The sequence below is a fragment of the Micromonospora sp. NBC_00421 genome, assembly GCF_036017915.1.
GTDB lineage: Bacteria > Actinomycetota > Actinomycetes > Mycobacteriales > Micromonosporaceae > Micromonospora.
The window spans coordinates 3,879,210-3,897,327 of the sequence record NZ_CP107929.1; the positions used below are offsets into that span (position 1 = coordinate 3,879,210).

13 protein-coding genes and 1 pseudogene are annotated in these 18,118 nt (G+C 72.8%); 6 read left to right on the forward strand and 8 right to left on the reverse strand.

Features of this window, described 5'->3' with window-relative positions; translation table 11 throughout:
• Positions 1–14 precede the first annotated feature (14 nt).
• The 4 genes from OHQ87_RS15980 to OHQ87_RS15995 all read right to left on the reverse strand — a co-directional run bounded on the left by OHQ87_RS15980 (position 15) and on the right by OHQ87_RS15995 (position 4,343).
• On the reverse strand, positions 15–680 hold the full coding sequence (locus OHQ87_RS15980) for a response regulator transcription factor (RefSeq protein ID WP_328338650.1): 666 nt from the start codon (positions 678–680) through the stop codon (positions 15–17).
• Positions 677–2,266, reverse strand: a complete 1,590-nt coding sequence (locus OHQ87_RS15985; RefSeq protein ID WP_328338651.1) for a sensor histidine kinase — start codon at positions 2,264–2,266, stop codon at positions 677–679. Before OHQ87_RS15985 ends, OHQ87_RS15980 begins: the two co-directional genes overlap by 4 nt.
• Before the next feature lie 76 nt (positions 2,267–2,342).
• A complete protein-coding gene (bioD, locus tag OHQ87_RS15990) occupies positions 2,343–3,047 on the reverse strand; it encodes a dethiobiotin synthase (protein ID WP_328348872.1) in 705 nt (234 codons plus the stop codon).
• 135 nt (positions 3,048–3,182) lie between these two features.
• Positions 3,183–4,343 carry an 8-amino-7-oxononanoate synthase gene (locus OHQ87_RS15995; RefSeq protein ID WP_328338652.1) on the reverse strand — a complete coding sequence of 387 codons (1,161 nt, stop codon included), beginning with the start codon at positions 4,341–4,343 and terminating at the stop codon, positions 3,183–3,185.
• Between the two features lie 234 nt (positions 4,344–4,577).
• Here OHQ87_RS15995 and bioB point away from each other — a divergent pair, with 234 nt between their 5' ends.
• The 3 genes and pseudogenes from bioB (at position 4,578) to OHQ87_RS16010 (ending at position 6,311) form a co-directional block, all read left to right on the forward strand.
• Positions 4,578–5,573: a biotin synthase BioB gene (gene bioB / locus OHQ87_RS16000; protein ID WP_328338653.1), complete on the forward strand. Its 996-nt coding sequence runs from the start codon at positions 4,578–4,580 to the stop codon at positions 5,571–5,573.
• Between the two features lie 7 nt (positions 5,574–5,580).
• A complete protein-coding gene (gene bsaP / locus OHQ87_RS16005; protein WP_328338654.1) occupies positions 5,581–5,802 on the forward strand; it encodes a biotin synthase auxiliary protein BsaP in 222 nt (73 codons plus the stop codon).
• Between the two features lie 3 nt (positions 5,803–5,805).
• Positions 5,806–6,311, forward strand: a pseudogene (locus OHQ87_RS16010) (GNAT family N-acetyltransferase).
• 67 nt (positions 6,312–6,378) lie between these two features.
• Here the strand turns inward: OHQ87_RS16010 and OHQ87_RS16015 are convergent.
• Both OHQ87_RS16015 and OHQ87_RS16020 read right to left on the reverse strand, forming a co-directional pair.
• The gene (locus OHQ87_RS16015) at positions 6,379–8,865 is read right to left on the reverse strand and encodes a non-reducing end alpha-L-arabinofuranosidase family hydrolase (RefSeq protein WP_328338656.1); all 2,487 of its coding nucleotides are present in this window, start codon (positions 8,863–8,865) and stop codon (positions 6,379–6,381) included.
• A 207-nt stretch (positions 8,866–9,072) separates the two neighbouring features.
• Positions 9,073–12,084 (reverse strand): glycoside hydrolase family 9 protein, encoded by a 3,012-nt coding sequence (locus OHQ87_RS16020; RefSeq protein ID WP_328338658.1) that lies wholly within the window; start codon positions 12,082–12,084, stop codon positions 9,073–9,075.
• An 830-nt stretch (positions 12,085–12,914) separates the two neighbouring features.
• Here OHQ87_RS16020 and OHQ87_RS16025 point away from each other — a divergent pair.
• The gene (locus tag OHQ87_RS16025) at positions 12,915–13,319 is read left to right on the forward strand and encodes a VOC family protein (protein ID WP_328338660.1); all 405 of its coding nucleotides are present in this window, start codon (positions 12,915–12,917) and stop codon (positions 13,317–13,319) included.
• 276 nt (positions 13,320–13,595) lie between these two features.
• Here OHQ87_RS16025 and OHQ87_RS16030 read toward each other — a convergent pair whose 3' ends face one another.
• Positions 13,596–14,741 (reverse strand): GNAT family N-acetyltransferase, encoded by a 1,146-nt coding sequence (locus tag OHQ87_RS16030; RefSeq protein ID WP_328338661.1) that lies wholly within the window; start codon positions 14,739–14,741, stop codon positions 13,596–13,598.
• A gap of 89 nt (positions 14,742–14,830) precedes the next feature.
• Complete coding sequence (locus OHQ87_RS16035; protein ID WP_328338662.1) at positions 14,831–15,532, reverse strand: amino acid-binding protein; 702 nt, start codon at positions 15,530–15,532, stop codon at positions 14,831–14,833.
• Between the two features lie 152 nt (positions 15,533–15,684).
• On the opposite strand from OHQ87_RS16035, the gene OHQ87_RS16040 reads away from it, so the two are divergent.
• Both OHQ87_RS16040 and OHQ87_RS16045 read left to right on the forward strand, forming a co-directional pair.
• Complete coding sequence (locus OHQ87_RS16040) at positions 15,685–16,857, forward strand: phosphotransferase family protein (protein ID WP_328338664.1); 1,173 nt, start codon at positions 15,685–15,687, stop codon at positions 16,855–16,857.
• On the forward strand, positions 16,857–18,068 hold the full coding sequence (locus OHQ87_RS16045) for an acyl-CoA dehydrogenase family protein (RefSeq protein WP_328338666.1): 1,212 nt from the start codon (positions 16,857–16,859) through the stop codon (positions 18,066–18,068). Before OHQ87_RS16040 ends, OHQ87_RS16045 begins: the two co-directional genes overlap by 1 nt.
• Positions 18,069–18,118: the final 50 nt, after the last annotated feature.

Below are 18,118 nucleotides of genomic sequence, written 5' to 3' on the forward strand. Positions count from 1 at the left end.
GCCGACGGGGCGGGTCAGCCGGTCAGGCCCGCCTCGTAGGCGAGGATCGCCGCCTGCACCCGGTTGCGCACTTCCAGGCGGGTGAAGATGCTGGTCAGGTAGCCCTTCACGGTGCCCTCGGTGAGGTGCAGCCGGCGGGCGATCTCGGCGTTGGACAACCCCAACCCGACCAGGCCGAGCACCTCACGCTCCCGGTCGGTCAGGCTGGCCGTCCGGTCCCGGGCGGCCGGCACCCGGGCCAGCCGGTCGCCGTTGAGTTCGATGACCCGGCGGGCCACCTGCGGCGACAGGTACGCCCCACCGGCGGCGACGGCGTGCACCCCGGTGATCAGTTCGCGCGGGTCGCCCGCCTTGAGCAGGAAGCCGCTGGCCCCGTGGCCGAGCGCCCGGGCCACGTACTCGTCCTCGCCGAAGGTGGTGAGCATGACGGTGGCCGTCGTGGGCACCAGTCGACGGATCTCGGCGGCGGCGCCGAGGCCGTCCAGTCGGGGCATCCGGATGTCCAGCAACGCCACCCGGGGCCGGTACGCCCGCGCCGCCTCGACGGCCGCCCGACCGTCGGCCGCCTCGGCGACCACCTCGATGCCCGGATCGGTGGCGAGGATGGCCCGCACCCCCGCCCGGATCATCGCCTCGTCGTCGGCGAGCAGGACCCGTACCGGGTCCGAATCGACAGTCATCGGGGCATCGGGTCCTTACTGGTCAGGCGACCGTCGACGAAACAGAGCCGCCAACTCGGCTGGGCCAGCGGGAAATTGCCGTCGGTGTAGTACTCGCAGCGCCCACCGGGCGGGGTCACCCGGTCGACAGGCGGTTCCACCTGACGGCGGGGCAGACCGGACAGTTCGGCACGGGCCGTGCCGAGCCGCATCCCGTCGAACGCGGGTCGGTCCAGCACCGCCCCGGCGGTGGCGACCGGGTAGTAGACGAGCGACAACGCCAGGGCGACGGCCGGCGGCGTGCCGAGAGCCACCAGCAGACTCCGGCGTACGCTCCGCCGGGCGGCCCGTACCGCACCGCCGATGTCGGTCGATCCGCCGACGGCTGTCGCCCGGTCGTGCGGGATCACCACCGGCCACGGCGGAACCGGGTCGGCCAGGACCGGCCCGGGTCGACCCGGGACCATGCCCGTCCCGGAGACGACCGGCGGGACGAGGGGCAACCGGGCCGTCACGGCGAACCCGCCGACCTCGGTCGGACCGGCGTCCAGAGTGCCGCCGAGCAGCCGGAGCCGCTCGCAGAGTGCCGCCAGCCCGGAACCGTGCGACGGCGGGTCGGCCGGCGCACCGGCCGGTGGCGGCTCGTTGACCACCCGCACCTCGGCCCAGCCGGCCCGCTCGGCGACCGCCACGGTCACCGACGCGCCGGGGGCGTACCGGGCGGCGTTGGTCAGCGCCTCCCGCACCACCCGGTGCGCCGCGTTCGCGACGAGTGTCGGCAACCGTCCGCCGGCCGGACCCGGTGCCAGCCGTACCGCCAGCCCGGCCTCGTGGGCGACGGCCACCAGATCGGCGATGCTCTCCCCCACCGGCGAGGTGCCCGCCGGGCCGTCCCGCAGCATCCCGATGATGCCGTGCAACCGTTCCGTCGCCGCCCCGACGCTGGCCCGCAACTCCCCGGCTGCCGCCCGGTGCCGGTCGGGCAGCCCGGCGGCCAGCTCCAGGGCGGCGGCCCGCAACGCGATCAGGCTCAGGTCGTGCCCCAGCGAGTCGTGCATCTCCTCGGCGATCCGGGCCCGTTCCCGCAACCGGATCCGCTCCGCCACGCCGCGCTGCTCCCGCCGCACCGCCTCGGCGTGCTCCCCGGCGGCCAGCACCAGCGCCTGCTGCTGGCGCCGGTACCGCCCGGCCAGCCAGGGGAACACCCCGGCGCCGAGCAGCACGCAACTGAGCAGGAACCAGGTGGCCATGCCGGTGCCGAGCAGCGCCAGGTGCAGCACCGTGCCGCCGACCGCGACCGCGGTGAACAGCACCGCCGCCGGGGCCGTCCGCGCGCTGCGCCGTCCCGCCAGATAGCTGAACGCGACCAGGGCGAACACGAAGTTGCCGTCGACAAGCGAACCGGCCAGCACCAGCAGCACCGCCGCCACCGGCGACCGCCGGCCGACCAGCACCGCCGCCGCGAGCAGCGCCAACGCGCCGACGAGCAGCGGTACGGCCCACCGCCCGTACGGCGGGGTCAGCCGGGGGTACGCCACCGGGGCCGCGAACACGGCCCACAGCAGCAGGTCAGCTGCCCACCGGCGGGTCCGCTCGCCCTCGTACACGATGGTCAGGCTACCGACGAGCCGGTGGATCGGGCACCGACGAAGGTCAGGTGCCCCGACCGCCCCGATCAGGCGCTCAGCCGGCGTCCTCGGCCCAGGTGCGCCAGTCGTCGAGCACCCCGTGCAGGTCAGGGGTGAGCCAGCCCGGGGCGGACCGGCGGAACACTCCCGGGTCCATCGACCCGGCGCCGGTCGGTAGCGCACCGAGCATGTTCGGCACCAGCTCGGTCAGGTTCGTCCAGTGCACCAGCTGCGGCTCCGCCGGCCAGGCGCCGATCACCACCCCGGCGGGCACGGCCCGACGTTCCAGCGCCTCCAGGGTGAGCGCGGTGTGATTGAGGGTGCCGAGCCCGGCGCGGGCCACCACCACCGCCGGCGCGCCCAGCGACACCGCCAGGTCGGCGACGGTCCACGCCTCGCCGGACGGACGCAATCCCATCGGCACCAGCAGCCCACCGGCCCCCTCGACGAGCACCAGGTCGTGCTTGTCGACCTCCGCACGGATCGCGTCGACGGCGGTGTAGAGCTCCAACGGCTCCAGCTCGGCGACCCGGGCCGCGGCGAGCGGGGCGAGCGGGTCCGGGTAGCTGGCCAGGGTACGACCGGTCAGCGGGGCGGCCAACCTGGTCACCGAGTCGACGTCGCCGGGCTCACCGGTGGCCGTACCCGTCTGGCCCGGTTTGACCACCGCGACCCGCAGACCGGCGGCCTGCGCGGCCGCGGTGATCGCCGCCGTCACCACCGTCTTGCCGACCTCGGTGTCGGTCCCGGTGACCAGCACCGCACCCTTCCACCCGCTCACGGCACGACCTCGGCTCGCGACTGCGGGGCTCGCAAACCCGGCTCACTCCTCGCGCTCACGGCACGACCTCGGCTCGCGACTGCGGGGCTCGCAAACCCGGCTCACTCCTCGCGCTCACGGCACGACCTCGGCTCGCGACTGCGGGGCGCACTCCACGATGGTCTCCAGGGCGTGTTCGAAGGCCGTTCGGGTCACCCCGGTGGAGAGGGTGAGCCGCAGCCGGGAGCGGTGGTCCGGGGTGGACGGTGGGCGGAAGCAGCCGACGGCGACACCCCGGTCCCGGCAGTCGGCCGCCCAGGTGGTGGCGGCCTCCGGGCCGGGGGCGGTCACCGACACCACCGCCGCGTCGGGGGCGGACACGGTCAGCCCGGCCGCGCCGAGGCGGCGTACCGCGTAACGGGCCCGGTCGGCCAGCTCGGCGCGCAGGTCGTCGGCGGTCCGGGCCAGCGCCACGGCGGCCCGTACCCCGGCGGCGACCGCGGGCGGCGGCGCGGTGTCGAAGATGAAGGTACGCCCGGTCTCCACGAGATGCCGGACGAACTCGGCGGGACCGGCGACCACCCCACCGGCGCCACCGAGCGCCTTGGACAGGGTCGCGGTGACCACCACGTCCGGCGCACCGGCGAGCCCGGCCGCGGCCACCGCGCCGGCCCCGGCCGGGCCGGTGACGCCGAGCGCGTGCGCGTCGTCGACGAGCAGCAGTGCGCCGTGCCGCCGGGCGACGGCGTGCAGTGCGGCCAGCGGGGCGAGGTCGCCGTCGACGGAGAAGACCGACTCGGTGACCACCACCGCCGGTCGGCCCGGCGCGGCGGCGAGCGCGGCGGCCACCGCGTCGACGTCGGCGTGCGCGGTGACCACCGTCTCCGCGCCGGAGATCCGGCAGCCGTCGATCAGCGAGGCGTGGTTGTGGGCGTCGGAGACGAGCAGGGTACGCGGCTGGGCCAGGCCCCGGACGGCGGCGAGGTTGGCCAGGTAACCGGAGGAGAAGACCAGCGCCCGTTCGACGCCGAGCCAGCCGGCCAGCTCGTCCTCCAGGGCGTGGTGGACGTCGGTGGAGCCGCGTACCAGGCGGGAGCCGGTGGCCCCCAACCCGTACCCGGACAGGGCCCGGCCGGCGGCGGCGACGACCTCGGGATGGGTGGCCAGGCCCAGGTAGTCGTTGCCGGCCAGGTCGACCACCCGGTCACCGGCGGCGCGGGGGCGCAGGGTGCGGGTGAGCCCCGCCCTGGCCCGCAGTGCGGCGCGGCGGTCCAGGGCCGCCAGCCAGTCCGCCACCGGTCATCGCCTCCGTCCACCATTCGATCGCCGCCGGGCGAAATTACCATCCGCCGGCCCAGTACCGGCGTGGCGTCGGCCCGGCGCACCGACGCTCCCCCGGGCGGCGACCAGGCGGGCCGAAGGGCCGTTCCGGGGCACCCCGCCCCCGCCCCGGGTCGGGTCGGGGGCGGGGTGGGGTGCCCCGCGGCGCGGGCGTTTCCCGGCCCGCACCGGCCTTGTAGGGTACGAGCCATGCCAGAGATCCTCGACCAGGCCCGGACCCAGGTTCTGGGCGACGGCGTCGGCCTCGACCAGGCCGGCGTCCTCGCCGTGCTGAACCTGCCCGACGAGCACGTCCCCGCCGCCCTCCAGCTCGCCCACGAGGTGCGGATGCGGTGGTGCGGCCCGGAGGTCGAGGTCGAGGGGATCGTCTCGCTGAAGACCGGGGGCTGCCCGGAGGACTGCCACTTCTGCTCGCAGTCCGGCCTGTTCACCTCCCCGGTCCGCTCGGTCTGGCTGGACATCCCGTCGCTTGTCGAGGCGGCGAAGCAGACGGCGGCGACCGGGGCGACCGAGTTCTGCATCGTGGCCGCCGTGCGCGGCCCGGACGACCGGCTGATGGCGCAGATGCGCGAGGGGGTCGCCGCGATCCGGGCGGCCGTCGACATCCAGGTCGCCGCGTCGCTGGGCATGCTCAGCCAGCAGCAGGTCGACGACCTGGTCGAGATGGGCGTGCACCGCTACAACCACAACCTGGAGACCTGCCGCTCGTACTTCCCGAACGTGGTCACCACGCACTCCTGGGAGGAGCGCTGGGAGACCCTGCGGATGGTCCGCGAGTCCGGCATGGAGGTCTGCTGCGGCGGCATCCTCGGTCTCGGCGAGACGGTGGAGCAGCGGGCCGAGTTCGCCGCGCAGCTCGCCCAGCTCGACCCGCACGAGGTGCCGCTGAACTTCCTCAACCCGCGGCCGGGCACCCCGCTCGGCGACCGTCCGGTGGTCGAGGGCCGCGACGCGCTGCGCGCCATCGCCGCGTTCCGGCTGGCCATGCCACGCACCATCCTGCGGTACGCGGGCGGCCGCGAACTCACCCTCGGTGATCTCGGCACCCGTGACGGTCTGCTCGGCGGGATCAACGCCGTGATCGTCGGCAACTACCTGACCACGCTGGGTCGACCGGCGACGGCCGACCTGGAGCTGCTGGAAGACCTGAAGATGCCGGTGAAGGCACTCTCGGCGACCCTGTGAGGCAACGGTGACCGAACTCTCCCCCGCTACGACCCTGCCCGGATCGGCCGCGCACTGGTGCGACAGGTGCGGCGAGTCGGTGGCCGCCGGGCCACACCCGGCGTGCGAGGCGGCCCGGGCGTGGGAGCCGCCGCGCTGGTGCGCGTCCTGTCGGCGGCGGATGAAGGTGCAGGTCGTACCGGCCGGCTGGTCGGCGGTCTGCGTCGAGCACGGCGAACGGCGGGGCTGAGGCGTGCTGCACGGGCGGACGGTGACGCTGCGACCGGTGACCGACGGCGACGTGCCCGCCCTCGCCGCGATCCGGGCCACCCCCGAGGTTCGCCGCTGGTGGCGCGGCGGCGACGACCTGGCCGGATCGGTGCGGGCCGACCTGGCCGACGACGCGTTGACTGTCTACGCCATCGAGCACTCCGGCAGGCTGGTCGGGGCGATCCAGTGGTACGCCGAGACCGAACCGGACTACCGCCACGCCAGCCTGGACGTCTTCCTCGACCCGGCGGTACGCGGCACCGGGCTGGGCGGGACGCGATCCGCACCCTGGTACGGCACCTGGTCGACGAGTACGGCCACCACCGGTTCACCATCGACCCGGCGGCGGCGAACACGGCGGCCATCCGCGCGTACGCGAAGGTGGGGTTCCGTCCGGTGGGCATCATGCGCCGCTACGAGCGTGGCGCGGACGGGCGCTGGCACGACGCGCTGCTGATGGACCTGCTCGCGGAGGAGCTGGCCGACTGAAACGGGCGGGCGTGCCCGGCACCGTTGGTGCCGGGCACGCCCCGGTTGTGCGCGAACGGATGTGCGCTCAGCGCTGGAGGGTCAGTACACCCGGCCGCCACGGCAGCAGGTTGTAGTCGTCCTTCGCGTTGGGGTCCTTGCCCTGGTAGAGCAGCTGCAGGTTGCAGGCGTCGACGGTCTTGGTCTGGTCGGGGTTGGTGCGGACCAGGTCACCGTGGCTGATGTCGTTGGTCCACGTGGCACCGCTGTTGGCCTTGCCGGCGAAGGGGTTGCTCTCGCTGGCGGCCTGCGGGGTCCACGAGCCGCCCAGGCTGGTGGACGTGAACGACCGGAAGTAGCGTTGCCCCTGGCTCCCGATCGCCTCGACGATCATCAGGTACTGGTTCTGGCCCTGCACCTTGTAGACCTCGACGCCCTCGAACAGGTTGTTGGTCGAGTCGGTCATGACCGTCGTGTAGCTCGAGCCGAAGCTGCCCGGGAAGTTCCCGAGCGGCATGCTCGACCGGTAGATCTTGCCGTTGTCCCCGGCGAAGAAGAGGTACATGTTCTGGTCGTCGCCGATGAGGGTCTGGTCGATCACGCCGTACGGCGCGTCCGGGAGGGTGGCGGTGGACAGCGTCTGCGCCGAGGACCAGCCGTTGGCGTTGGTCGGGTCGCTCGACGTCTTGTAGCTGAACGAGGTCGGTCCCCACTGGTACGCCAGCACCCAGATGTTCTTCGGGGCGAAGTACAGCAGCGTGGGCGCCACGGTGCCCTGGCTCATGCCGTTCTGGCCGGCCGAGGCCATGTCGGACCAGTTGGTGAACGTGCTGAAGTTCATCGAGCTGTACTGGCCGCTGCCGTTGACGTACGACCCGTAGACCAGGTGCTTGCCGTTGTAGACGACGTTGGTGAAGTCCTTGAGCGAGACCCAGCCGTTCTTCGGGCTGGTCAGCGCGCCGGTCGACGACCACCGGTAGGTCGACGGGAGCGCGCAGCCACCCGCCGGCGGCGTGGTCGGCGGCGGCGTGGTGGTGGTCGGCGGCGGCGTGGTGGTCGGCGGCGGGGTGCTGCCACCGAAGTCGGTCCGCCACTGCTGGTTGGTCTGCCCGTGGCAGTCGTACAACTGGACCTGCTGGCCGTTACCGGTGCCCCAGACGTCCAGGCAGCGGCCGGACTGCACACCGCTGATGCTGCCGTTGGAGTTGATGTTCCACTGCTGGTTCGCCCCGCTGTTGCAGTCCCAGATGATGATTCCGGTGCCGTTGGCGGTGGCCGCGCCGTTCGCGTCCAGGCACTTGGTGCCGTAGACCCGCAACTGCTTGCTGGCGGTGTACGTCCACTGCTGGTTCGACTGGCTGTTGCAGTCGTAGAGCTGCACCCGGGTGCCGTTGGTCTGCGTGGAGTTCGGTACGTCGATACACCGGCCCGACTGCACGCCGACGATCCGTCCGGCGCCGCCGGAGGGCGGCGGGCTCGTGGGCGGGCTCGTCGGCGGGCTCGTGGGCGGGCCCGTGGTCGGCCCGGAGGTCGGGGGGGCCGCGTTGAGCGCGTTGAGGACCGAGTTGTACGCGGCCTTCTTGTTGCCGCCACCGTCGAACAGCAGTGGGCTCTCGTTCGAGCGCCAGGAGTCGCTGTCGCGTACGCCCCACACCGTGATGCCGATGCAGCGCGGCACGTTCAGGCACGCCTGGGTCAGCCCGGCGTACTGGGTGGTCGAGGAGTTGGTGACGTCGACCTCGGTCAGCGCCACGTCCACGCCGAGGGCGGCGAAGCTGGACAGCGTGGTCTGGAAGTTGCTCGGCAGCGAGCTGCCACCGGTGAAGTGGGTCTGCAGGCCGACGCAGTCGATCGGCACGCCCCGGGACTTGAAGTCCTGGATCATGCGGTAGACGCCCTGCGTCTTGCCGTACGACCAGTTCTCGATGTTGTAGTCGTTGTAGCAGAGCTTCACCGATGGGTCGGCGGCCCGCGCGGTCCGGAACGCCACCTCGATCCAGTCGTTGCCGGTGCCCTGGAGGTTCGACTGACGACGGCTGCCGTCCTCCTCGAACGCCTCGTTCACCACGTCCCACGCGGCGAGCTTGCCCTTGTAGTGGGCCATCACGCCGTTGATGTGGTTGATCATCGCGCTGCGCAGCGCGCTGCCGCTCATGCGCTGCATCCAGCCGGGCTGCTGGCCGTGCCAGGCCAGGGTGTGACCCCTGACCTTCAGGCCCCGCTGGGTCGCCCAGTTGTAGATCTGGTCGCCGGAGGTGAAGTTGAACTGGTTCTGGTTCGGCTCCGTCGCGTCCGGCTTCATCTCGTTCTCGGCCGTGATCATGTTGAACTCGCGGCCGGCGATCGTGCTGTACGTCGAGTCACCGAGCCGGCCGGCCGCGATCGCCGTGCCGAAGTACCGGCCCGACTGCGCGGCGGCCGCGCCCAGCGTGGTCGCGGCGGCGTTCGCCGACGGCATCATCACCGCGACGGCTGCCACCGTCACGACGCTGACCGCGCCGGCGAGCAGCGCCCGGACGGCGGGTGATCGCCGTCGCCGACCCCCGCCGTGGTGAACGGATGGACTCGTTGCCATCGTGGTCTCCTTGCTGGCCGACACCCGGGCCGTCGGGCGGGACGACCGGACGTCTCGGTTGTTACATCTAATGTCGCCGATGTTTCCACCATGCACCGGTCTGAACAAAGATGTTTCGGAAAAGTATCGGAACATTTTTGGCCGACCCGGTCCGACGCGACGTGGCCGGTCACCCACGGTGGGGTGCCGGCCACGTCACGTCGATGGTCAGGAGACCGTGCAGGCGGCCCCGTTGAGGGTGAAGGTGGTCGGCTTCGGGTTGCTGCCGGTGTGGGTGCCGTTGAACCCGATGCTTGTGGACGCGCCCGGGGCGAGCGCCCCGTTGTAGGTCATGCTGGTCGCGGTCACCGCCGCACCGGTCTGGGCGAACGTCGCCGACCAGCCCTGGCCGACCTTCTGCCCGCTGGTGGGGAAGGTGAAGGCCAGCGTCCAGCCGTTGAGCGCGGTCGTGCCGGTGTTGGTGATGCTGATGCTGGCGGTGAAGCCGCTGGTCCAGTCACTGGTGGTGTAACCGACCTTGCACGACGAGGCGGGCAGGGTCGGCGTGGGGGTCGGCGTCGGCGTGGAGGTCGGCGTCGGCGTCGGCGTCGACGTGCCCGGCAGGGTCTGCACGGTGAGGGTCTTGGACGGGGTCGACGGGTTGCCGGCGGCGTCCACCGCCACCACGTAGAACCCGTACGACGTGTCCGGCGTCAGCCCGGTCACCTGCTGGGTGGTGCCGGTGCCCGTGGCGACGACGAGATGGGCCGGCCAGGACGTCTTGTAGACCCGGTAGGCGAGGACCCCGACGTTGTCGGTGGACGGCGTCCAGCTCAGGGTGACCCCGTTCGCGCCGATGTTCGACGCGGTCGGGGTGCCGGGCGGGGTCGGACCGGTGGTGTCCGAACCGGTGCCGGCCGGGGTGGCCACCGCGAGCGGCGACGACCACAACGAGCTGTTGCCGGCACCGTCGTGGGCAAGCACCGAGAACCGGTAGTTGCTGGCCGGCGAGAGCGAGGTCAGCGTGATGCTGTTGGTGGTGGTGCGGTAGGAGGAGCGCACGTCGCTGCCGACCGGCTCCATGGCGACGTCGTAGCCGGCCAGGCCGCTGCCGCCGGTGTCGGTGGAGGCGGGCCAGGTCAGCGTCAGGCCGGTGGGGGTGACCGCCGAGGCGACGGGGGTGCCGGGGACGGTGGGCGGGGTGGTGTCGGTGGGCGTCGAGGTCGGCTCGTCACCCCAGACCCGGGTGGTCCCGGCGTAGAGCGGCACCTTCGGGTTCGGACCGGCGGTCGCCTGGTACGACGGGTCGTTGGTCGGGTCCCAGGTGCCGCCCTCCGGCACGCCGATCTTGAACTGCACCTCCATCCGGTGCTGCGACTGCCCGGCCGGGGCGATCGTGTGGCCGGTGCAGTCCACCTCGACGTACCAGATGTCGCCGGAGAGCTGCTTGGCGGTCGACGGCGACGGGCAGCCCTGGGTGTAGCCGGGGGTGACCTGGACGGCGGTGCTGCCCTCCGGGCGGAAGTAGTAGCGGAACTTCCCGTTGGTCAGCGCCCGCGCCGGGAACGCCGACTTGTTGTAGACAACCGCCTTCAGCCCGGTGGCCCGGGGCTCGGCCTGCATCACCGTGGTCTCCACGGTCAGCTCGGCGATGTCCGGCTTCTCCGCGACCGGGAAGTCGGCGAGCGGGCTGCCGCCGTACTCCTGGGAGAGCCGGGCCAGGGCGGAGGTGAAACCGGCGTTGTAGTCGGTGGCGACCTCGTTCATCACGTAGTCCGACCGGCTGTCGGTGTACGCGTCGTTGGCCGAGGACGGGCCGCCGACCAGCGCGCCGTAGAGCACGTGCCGGGTCTCGACAGGCACCGTCTGGCTGTCCCACCAGGAACCGTGCGCGGTGCGGTGGTGCGGGTTCTTCGGCGCGTTGGCACCGAACCCGATCACGTAGCTCGACTTGCGCGGGTTGTCGCCGAGCGCGTAGTTGATCTGCCGGACGGCGAAGTCGTGGAACCGGGCCTTGCGGGTGGCGTCGGTGGTCTTGTCGCTGTAGACAAGCGCGGCGAAGCTGGTGTTGGCGGCGTACCGCAGCGCGCCCCAGGAGTCGAGGACGGCCATCCCGCCGGGCGAGTAGGGCACCTTCTGGCCGTTGACGCCGACCGTCCAGTAGTCGAGCCACCGGTTGGCGTCGTCGACGTACTTCTGCTTGCCGGTCAGGTTGGCCAGCAGCACGTACGCCCCGAACTGCTTGTTGTCCCAGGCGAGGGTCCACTTGTAGGACCGGGTGGTGGACTGCGGCTCGGTGCCGAGCTTGTCGTACTCGCTCTCGGCCTTGGCCAGGTAGGCGGCGTCACCGGTGGCCCGGTGCAGCCAGATCGCCCCCCAGACCAGTTCGTCCTGGTAGCCGCTCCACGACTTGTAGAAGCTGGTCGCGTCGGTGATGCACTCGTGGTAGTTCTTCCGCACCGTGTCGGCGAACGTGTAGAGCTGCTTGGCGTGGGTCAGCAGCTTGTCGGCGTAGGCGGCGTCGGTGGGCCGGAACACCATCGACGACGCGGCCATCGCCGCCGCCGTCTCCCCCGCCAGGTCCGCACCCCCACAGCTGGCATCGATCTTGTACGCGGGCCGCGCCATCGGCAGCACCTCGGCCGGACCCCACCACTTGTGGTCGTCGTCGCCCTTGCCGACCTGCCCGTAGAGGACGTTCGCCGAGGGGTGCGCCTTGACGAAGTAGTCGTTGACGAAGCGCAGGTTGTTCAGCAACGGGGTGAGCTGCCCGGAGGCGACGTACCCGTCGCGGTACTCCACCGCGCCCCAGGCGAGCATGGTGGCGCTGAACGCCATCGGGAAGCCGAACTTCACGTGGTCACCGGCGTCGTACCAGCCACCGGTGAGGTCCACCCCGACGTCGGCGCCGTCGGTGAGCGCGGAGTCGCCCCGCCAGGAGACCCGGTTCCAGGACGGCTTCTTGCCGGACTGCTGCGCCTCGTAGAACAGCAGCGACTTCTGCAACGCCTCGGGGTAGTTGAACATGCCGGTGCCGGCGACGTCGGCGCGGTCCGCGGTGCCGGCCCGCTCGGCGGCGACCGGTGCGGTCCCGGCGGTGAGGGGCGCGGCCCCGGCGGTGAGGGGGAGCGTGCTGACGGCGAGGGCCAGGCCGCTGGTCAGGGCGGCACCGGCGGCGAGCAGGCGGCGGAGCCGAGGTCGGCCCCCGCCCGACCGGCCGGACCGGTTCGGGTGCTGCATGGCGGAACTCCTGTCGGTGGTGGGGATGCCTCCGGCGGCACCTACCGGACGCGGGGACGGTGGCGTCACGGGTGGTAGGTGCCGCCGGAGGCGGGTGGTGGTGAGGACCTGAGGAACCGCCGGGAGCGCTCCCATGGATGTTCGCCAATGTAATCGTTAAGTCATCGGTTTGTGAAGGGGCCAACCCCGACGACACCCGGAAGACACCTCCCGCGCCGGCCCCACTCCGGCCCCGAATCCGACCCCGGTGGCGCCCCCGACCCCGTGGCACCCCCGATCCCGGTGGCGCCCCTGGGCGGGCGGGCGCCCCCGGCGGTGCCCATCCCCGACCAGCCAGCGCCAGGGAGGTAGGCGATGTCGGGCCAGCCATGATCGTGCTCGATCCTTGTTGTCAACACCGTTGCGTTAGGTGGAACGACTGTTCGTCAACCAGCGCTGCCTCGCCGATCATGGAGTTGTGGTGGGTAACAGAACGCCCGCAAAACCCCCAAAGTCGGCACCACCACTCCATGATCGCCAAGGGCGCCCACCCCGCTCCCCGATCTGGCACTTCCTGTCCCGGGTTGACCAGCCGCCCACGGCGTTAACGCAACGGTGTTGTCCATGTTGTGGTGGCGCTCAACGCTTCGAGGCCACTACATCGTGGATAGAGCACGGTCTTGCGGTCTTGCGGTGGGGCCGTGGGGCCGTGGGGCCGTGGGGCGGGAACGGGCGGGGTACGGGAGCGGGCGGGGTACGGGAAAGAGGCGGGACTCGGAGGTGGGGCGGGTGGAGTGGGCCGACGGGCCGCTCGGACCGGCGTCGGGGACCAACGGGACTAGCCTGGGTCGATGCCGATGATCGAACAGGTGTCGTTGGGGGTGGCCGATGACCGCCGTGCCGGCCGGTTCTGGGCCGCTGCCCTGGGGTACGTCCGACGCCCGCCCCGTTACCCGGGAGACGAGTGGATCGTGCTGGAGCCGCCGTCCGGCACCGCCGGAGTGGCGCTCGCCATGGACGTCAGCGACAGCCCGGTGGCGGAGTTCCCCCGCATCCACCTCGACCTGCACGTGGGAGACCGGGACCTCGACGACGAGGTCGAACGGCTGCTCGGGTTGGGTGCGGGCCGGGTCGACTGGCCGCACTACCCGGCCGAACCCGAGCCCGGTCAGCTGCCCTACGTGGTCCTCGCCGACACCGAGGGGAACCGGTTCTGTGTCTCCGGGCACCGCCGGGCGGGCACCTTCTTCGGCTGAGCTGCACCCCGGTTACCGTCCGGTCCTCCACCGGCCGCGCGGTGTCCGCAGCACCGTGGGACCAGCCGGACCCCGACGACCACTCGACATCCACGGCACCGTGGGACCAGCCGGGCCCGGACGACCACACGACATCCACGGCACCCGGGGAACCAGTCGGGGCCGGACATGGGCAGGGCCCCCGCACCGGGGGCCCTGCCTCTGTACCGTCCTCCGCATCGGAGTTCGGCCATGCACCGGGAGGAATGCCCCCGCCCGGTGCCGTACGGGTCGTTGTTACGCCTCGGTGGGAGTCAGTAGGCCCCCACCGTCGGGGGTCGTCCACCGGGGGCCGTTCACGGTCGCGCCGGGGCGCGAAAGCCCGTCGGTGACCGGGCCGCCAATCGCCGGGGTGACCAGGGGGACGGTCACGGTGAGCAACGCGCCGTCCCGCTCGATCGGCGCGGGCCGGCCCAGCCGGGCCACCGTCCGGATCATCGGCGTGTTCTCCGCCTGGGTGTGCAGGACCAGTGCCGCGTACCCGGCCCGCTCCGCGTGGACGAGCAGCCGGCGTAGCAGCGCGGTGCCCAGGCCGCGCCGTTGCCAGTCGTCCCGGACGAGCAGCGCCCCCTCCGCCTCGTCACCCTCGGCGAGCAGGTTGGCCAGCGCGACGACCGACTCCGCCGCCCCGCCGGAGCCGGCCGTCGTCGTGGCCACCAGGGTCAGCCCCCGGGCCGGTTCCAGCAGTCGACGCAGCCGGCTCGGCGAGGGCAGTGCCGCCCCGCTCAGGTAACGCCGTTGCCGGCTCTGCGCCGAGCACCCCTCGTGCAGCTCCACCACCCCCGCCAGGTCGTCGGCGGTCGCCGGCCGGACGGTCAGCTCCGCCCCGTCGGGCAGCACCAGGGTCACCCGGTCGGCGTCCCGCCGGGCCACCGCCGCCGCCAACTCGACAAGCGCCTGCGCCCGGGCGTACTCCGCCGGGGTGAAGCTGGGCGCCTGCCGACGCAACTCATACGAGCCGCCGGCCGGGTCGGTGAGCAGCATGGTCGTGGTGCCCACCGCGTCGTGCGCCACGGCGGGTGTCGGCCGCCAGATCACCTCGTCCGCGCCGAGCGTGGTGCGGAGCACCTCACCGGTCTGCTCCGGGTCCCGCACCAGCCGGGTGGCCAGCCCGAGCGCCCGGGTCGGCTGGTCGACCAGGCCGCGCGCCTCGCTGCGCGCCACCCAGCAGTCCCGGCCCCGCCCCCGCTCGACGGCCGCGATCAGGTCGGCCTCACCGAGTGCGTCCGGCGCGTCGACGAGGAAGTCGTCCACCGCGCCGACCTCGGTGGTGTGCACCTGCACGGTGAGGATGTTGACCCCCCGCAACGCGAGACTCGCGGTGAGGACCGACAGGTAGCCCGGTCGGTCGTCCACGGTCGCCCGGATTCGCCACAGCGCCATGTCCACTCCCTTCCCCACCACCAACCCTGCCCGGCGCCTGTTGCCGTGGCGTTGCCCGGCGGTGTCGCAGCGGCAACCGTTCGCCCAGGTCAGGTGACGGTGGTCACCGACCGCGGCCCGACCAGGTCGAGCCGGTCGCCGAGGATCACCGCGCTGGCCCGGACCAACTGGGCGAGCCGGTCCACCTCGGTGGCGTGGAAGGCGGCGGCGGTCAGCGGCTCGGCGTGGTCCCGGGCGACCACCAGCACCAGACCGGCCCGCCCGAACGGCGCGATCGCGTAGTGCGTGCCGTCGGCGACGGTCAGCGTGCGGGCCCGCAGCGGGGTCACCTCGGGCAACCGGGGCGGCTCCGGGGCACGCCAGCTGGCGTGGCCGACGGTCGCCGTCCCACCACCGGCACGTGAGGCCCAGTCGAGGGGTACGACGGCAGCCACCGCCCAGTCCGCGGCGAGCAGCCCGGGAACCGCGTCGACCAGGGTGGCCACCCCGTCGGTGGGGTTCGCCGCCACCTGGGCGAGCAGTTCTGCGTCCTGACCGGTGGTGGTGGGCGCGCCGATCGCCCGCCACACCCCGTCGACGCGTACCCCCGGGATGGCGGCGAGACCGGCGAGCAGCCCCTCGACCCGGGCGGCGCCCGGCCAGACGACGGTGAAGTCGTCGACCGCCCGGCCGCCGAGGCGTTCCAGCACCACCACCTGGACGATGTCGGCACCGGAGACGCCGAGCGTGCGGGCCACCTGGCCGAGTGTCCCGGGTCGGTCCGGCAGGGTCACCCGAACTCTCAGCAACATGTCTGTCCCTCCGCTCGGCGGGCCGACCGCACACGGCCGGCAGGCTGGTTCCCAGCCTGCCGGCTGACCATTTCGCCCCTGTTGCCGTGGCATGTCCCGGGCGGAAAATTGTCGACCTTGACAACCCGGCTGACCTGCCATCAACTAGTCGGATGACCGAGCCGGCCGTCGACGCGCCCCCCGGCGGCAGCCTCCCCGGCGGTGCACCGCCGACCGGGTCACCGCAGGCCGGGGCACCGCAGGCCGGGGCACCGCAGGCCGGGGCACCGCAGGCCGGGGCACCGCAGGCCGGATCGCCGCCGGGGCTGGATCTCGACCGGCTCGGCGGTTGGCTGGCCGCGCACCGGCCGGAGCTGGCCGACGGGCCGCTGCGGGCCAGCCTGATCACCGGCGGCAAGTCCAACCTGACCTACCTGCTGCGCTGCGGCGAGCACGAGGTGGTCCTGCGTCGCCCACCGCTGGGGCACGTGCTGGCCACCGCCCACGACATGGCCCGTGAGCACCGGGTGATCTCCGCACTCGCGCCGACCGCCGTGCCGGTGCCCGAAGCGCTGCTGAGCTGCGCCGACCCGGCGGTGATCGGCGCACCGTTCTACCTGATGCAGCGGGTGTCGGGCGAGGTGCTGCGCACCCGGAAGCAGACCGATCCGCTCACCGACCGGCAGCGCCGCGACCTGGCCTGGGCGATGATGGACACCCTCGCCGCGCTGCACACCGTCGACCCCGGCGAGGTGGGGTTGGCCGACTTCGGTCGCCCCGAGGGCTATCTCGGCCGGCAGGTACGCCGCTGGGCCGGCCAGCTCGACCGGTCCCGCAGCCGGGAGCTGCCCGGGGTGGACGAGCTGCGTGACGCGCTGGCCGCCTCGGTGCCCGAGGGGGTCAACGCCGGCCGGATCGTGCACGGTGACTTCCGGCTGGACAACCTGCTCACCACCGTCGACCCGGTGGCGGTCCGGGCGGTGCTGGACTGGGAGATGGCCACCCTGGGCGACCCGCTGGCCGACCTGGGGCTGCTGCTCACCTACTGGGACGTGCTCGGCGACAGCGACCTCGCCGAGGGCAACCCGGTCGCCGACGGGCTCGGCCCGCGCGCGGGGTTCCCCACCGGCACCGAGCTGATCGAGAGGTACGCCGGGCGCAGCGACGTCGACGTGGGGCCGCTGCACTGGCACCTGGCGCTCGGTTGTTTCAAGCTCGCGGTGATCTGCGAGGGCATCCACTACCGGCACACCCTCGGGCAGACCCTCGGCGGTGGGTTCGACCGGATCGGCGAGATGGTGCCGCCGCTTGTCGAGCACGGTCTGCGCGCGGTCGGGGGGAACTGATGGACTTCGGGTACGACGAGCGCACCGTCGAGCTGCGCGAGCGGCTCGGCGCGTTCCTGGACGAGTGCGTCCTGCCGGCCGAGCCGGTGCACGCCGAGCAGGTCACGGCGGCGGGTGACCCGTGGGCGCGGTCCCCGGTGCTCGACGAGCTGAAGACCGAGGCACGCCGGCGCGGCCTGTGGAACCTCTTCCTGCCCGATCCGCGCTACGGCGCCGGGCTGACCAACCTCCAGTACGCCCCGCTCGCCGAGCTGACCGGTCGCAGCCCGCACCTGGCCCCCGAGGCGGTCAACTGCGCCGCCCCGGACACCGGCAACATGGAGTTGCTCGCCGAGTTCGGCACCGAGGCGCAGCGCGAACGGTGGCTCACCCCCCTGCTGGCCGGGGAGATCCGCTCGGCGTTCTGCATGACCGAGCCGGAGGTGGCCTCCTCCGACGCCACCAACATCGCCACCCGGATCGTCCGCGACGGCGACGAGTACGTGGTCGACGGGCGCAAGTGGTGGTCGTCCGGGGCGATGGATCCGCGCTGCGAGATCTTCATCGTGATGGGCAAGACCGACCCGACCGCCGACCGGCACCGCCAGCAGAGCATGGTGCTGGTGCCCCGGAACACGCCCGGGGTGCACGTCCGCCGGGGCATGACCGTCTTCGGCTACTCCGACGCCCCGCACGGCGGGCACGCCGAGATCGACTTCACCGACGTCCGGGTGCCGGCGGAGAACCTGATCGGCGACGAGGGGGCCGGGTTCGCCATCGCCCAGGCCCGGCTCGGGCCGGGCCGGATCCACCACTGCATGCGCCTGGTCGGGATGGCCGAGCGGGCCCTGGAACTGCTCTGCCGGCGGGCCAACCAGCGGATCGCGTTCGGCCGGCCGCTGGCCGAGCAGGGTGTGGTCCGGGAGTGGATCGCCGAGTCCCGGGTGCGCATCGAGCAGGCCCGGCTGCTGGTGCTCAAGACCGCCTGGCTGATGGACACGGTCGGCAACCGCGGCGCGCACACCGAGATCCAGGCCATCAAGATCGCCACGCCGGCGATGGCCGAGTGGGTGATCGACAAGGCGATCCAGGGGTACGGCGGCGCCGGCGTCAGCCAGGACACCCCGCTCGCCGGGCTCTGGGCCCAGGCCCGCACCCTACGGCTCGCCGACGGCCCCGACGAGGTGCACCGGTCGTCCCTGGCCAAGCGGGAACTGCGCCGCTGGTCCTGACCCGCCGACCCGGCGCGACCCGGTGACGGCACCGGCGCTGTCGAAGCGCT

Bases quoted from the DNA above. Each gene is read 5' to 3' on its own strand.
- bioB (WP_328338653.1), top strand. From the start codon at position 4,578: ATGCCAGAGATCCTCGACCAGGCCCGGACCCAGGTTCTGGGCGACGGC.
- OHQ87_RS16015 (WP_328338656.1), bottom strand. From the start codon at position 8,865: ATGGCAACGAGTCCATCCGTTCACCACGGCGGGGGTCGGCGACGGCGA.
- OHQ87_RS16035 (WP_328338662.1), bottom strand. From the start codon at position 15,532: ATGTTGCTGAGAGTTCGGGTGACCCTGCCGGACCGACCCGGGACACTC.
- OHQ87_RS16045 (WP_328338666.1), top strand. From the start codon at position 16,857: ATGGACTTCGGGTACGACGAGCGCACCGTCGAGCTGCGCGAGCGGCTC.
- OHQ87_RS16020 (WP_328338658.1), bottom strand. From the start codon at position 12,084: ATGCAGCACCCGAACCGGTCCGGCCGGTCGGGCGGGGGCCGACCTCGG.
- OHQ87_RS15980 (WP_328338650.1), bottom strand. From the start codon at position 680: ATGACTGTCGATTCGGACCCGGTACGGGTCCTGCTCGCCGACGACGAG.
- OHQ87_RS16030 (WP_328338661.1), bottom strand. From the start codon at position 14,741: ATGGCGCTGTGGCGAATCCGGGCGACCGTGGACGACCGACCGGGCTAC.
- OHQ87_RS16040 (WP_328338664.1), top strand. From the start codon at position 15,685: ATGACCGAGCCGGCCGTCGACGCGCCCCCCGGCGGCAGCCTCCCCGGC.
- OHQ87_RS16025 (WP_328338660.1), top strand. From the start codon at position 12,915: ATGCCGATGATCGAACAGGTGTCGTTGGGGGTGGCCGATGACCGCCGT.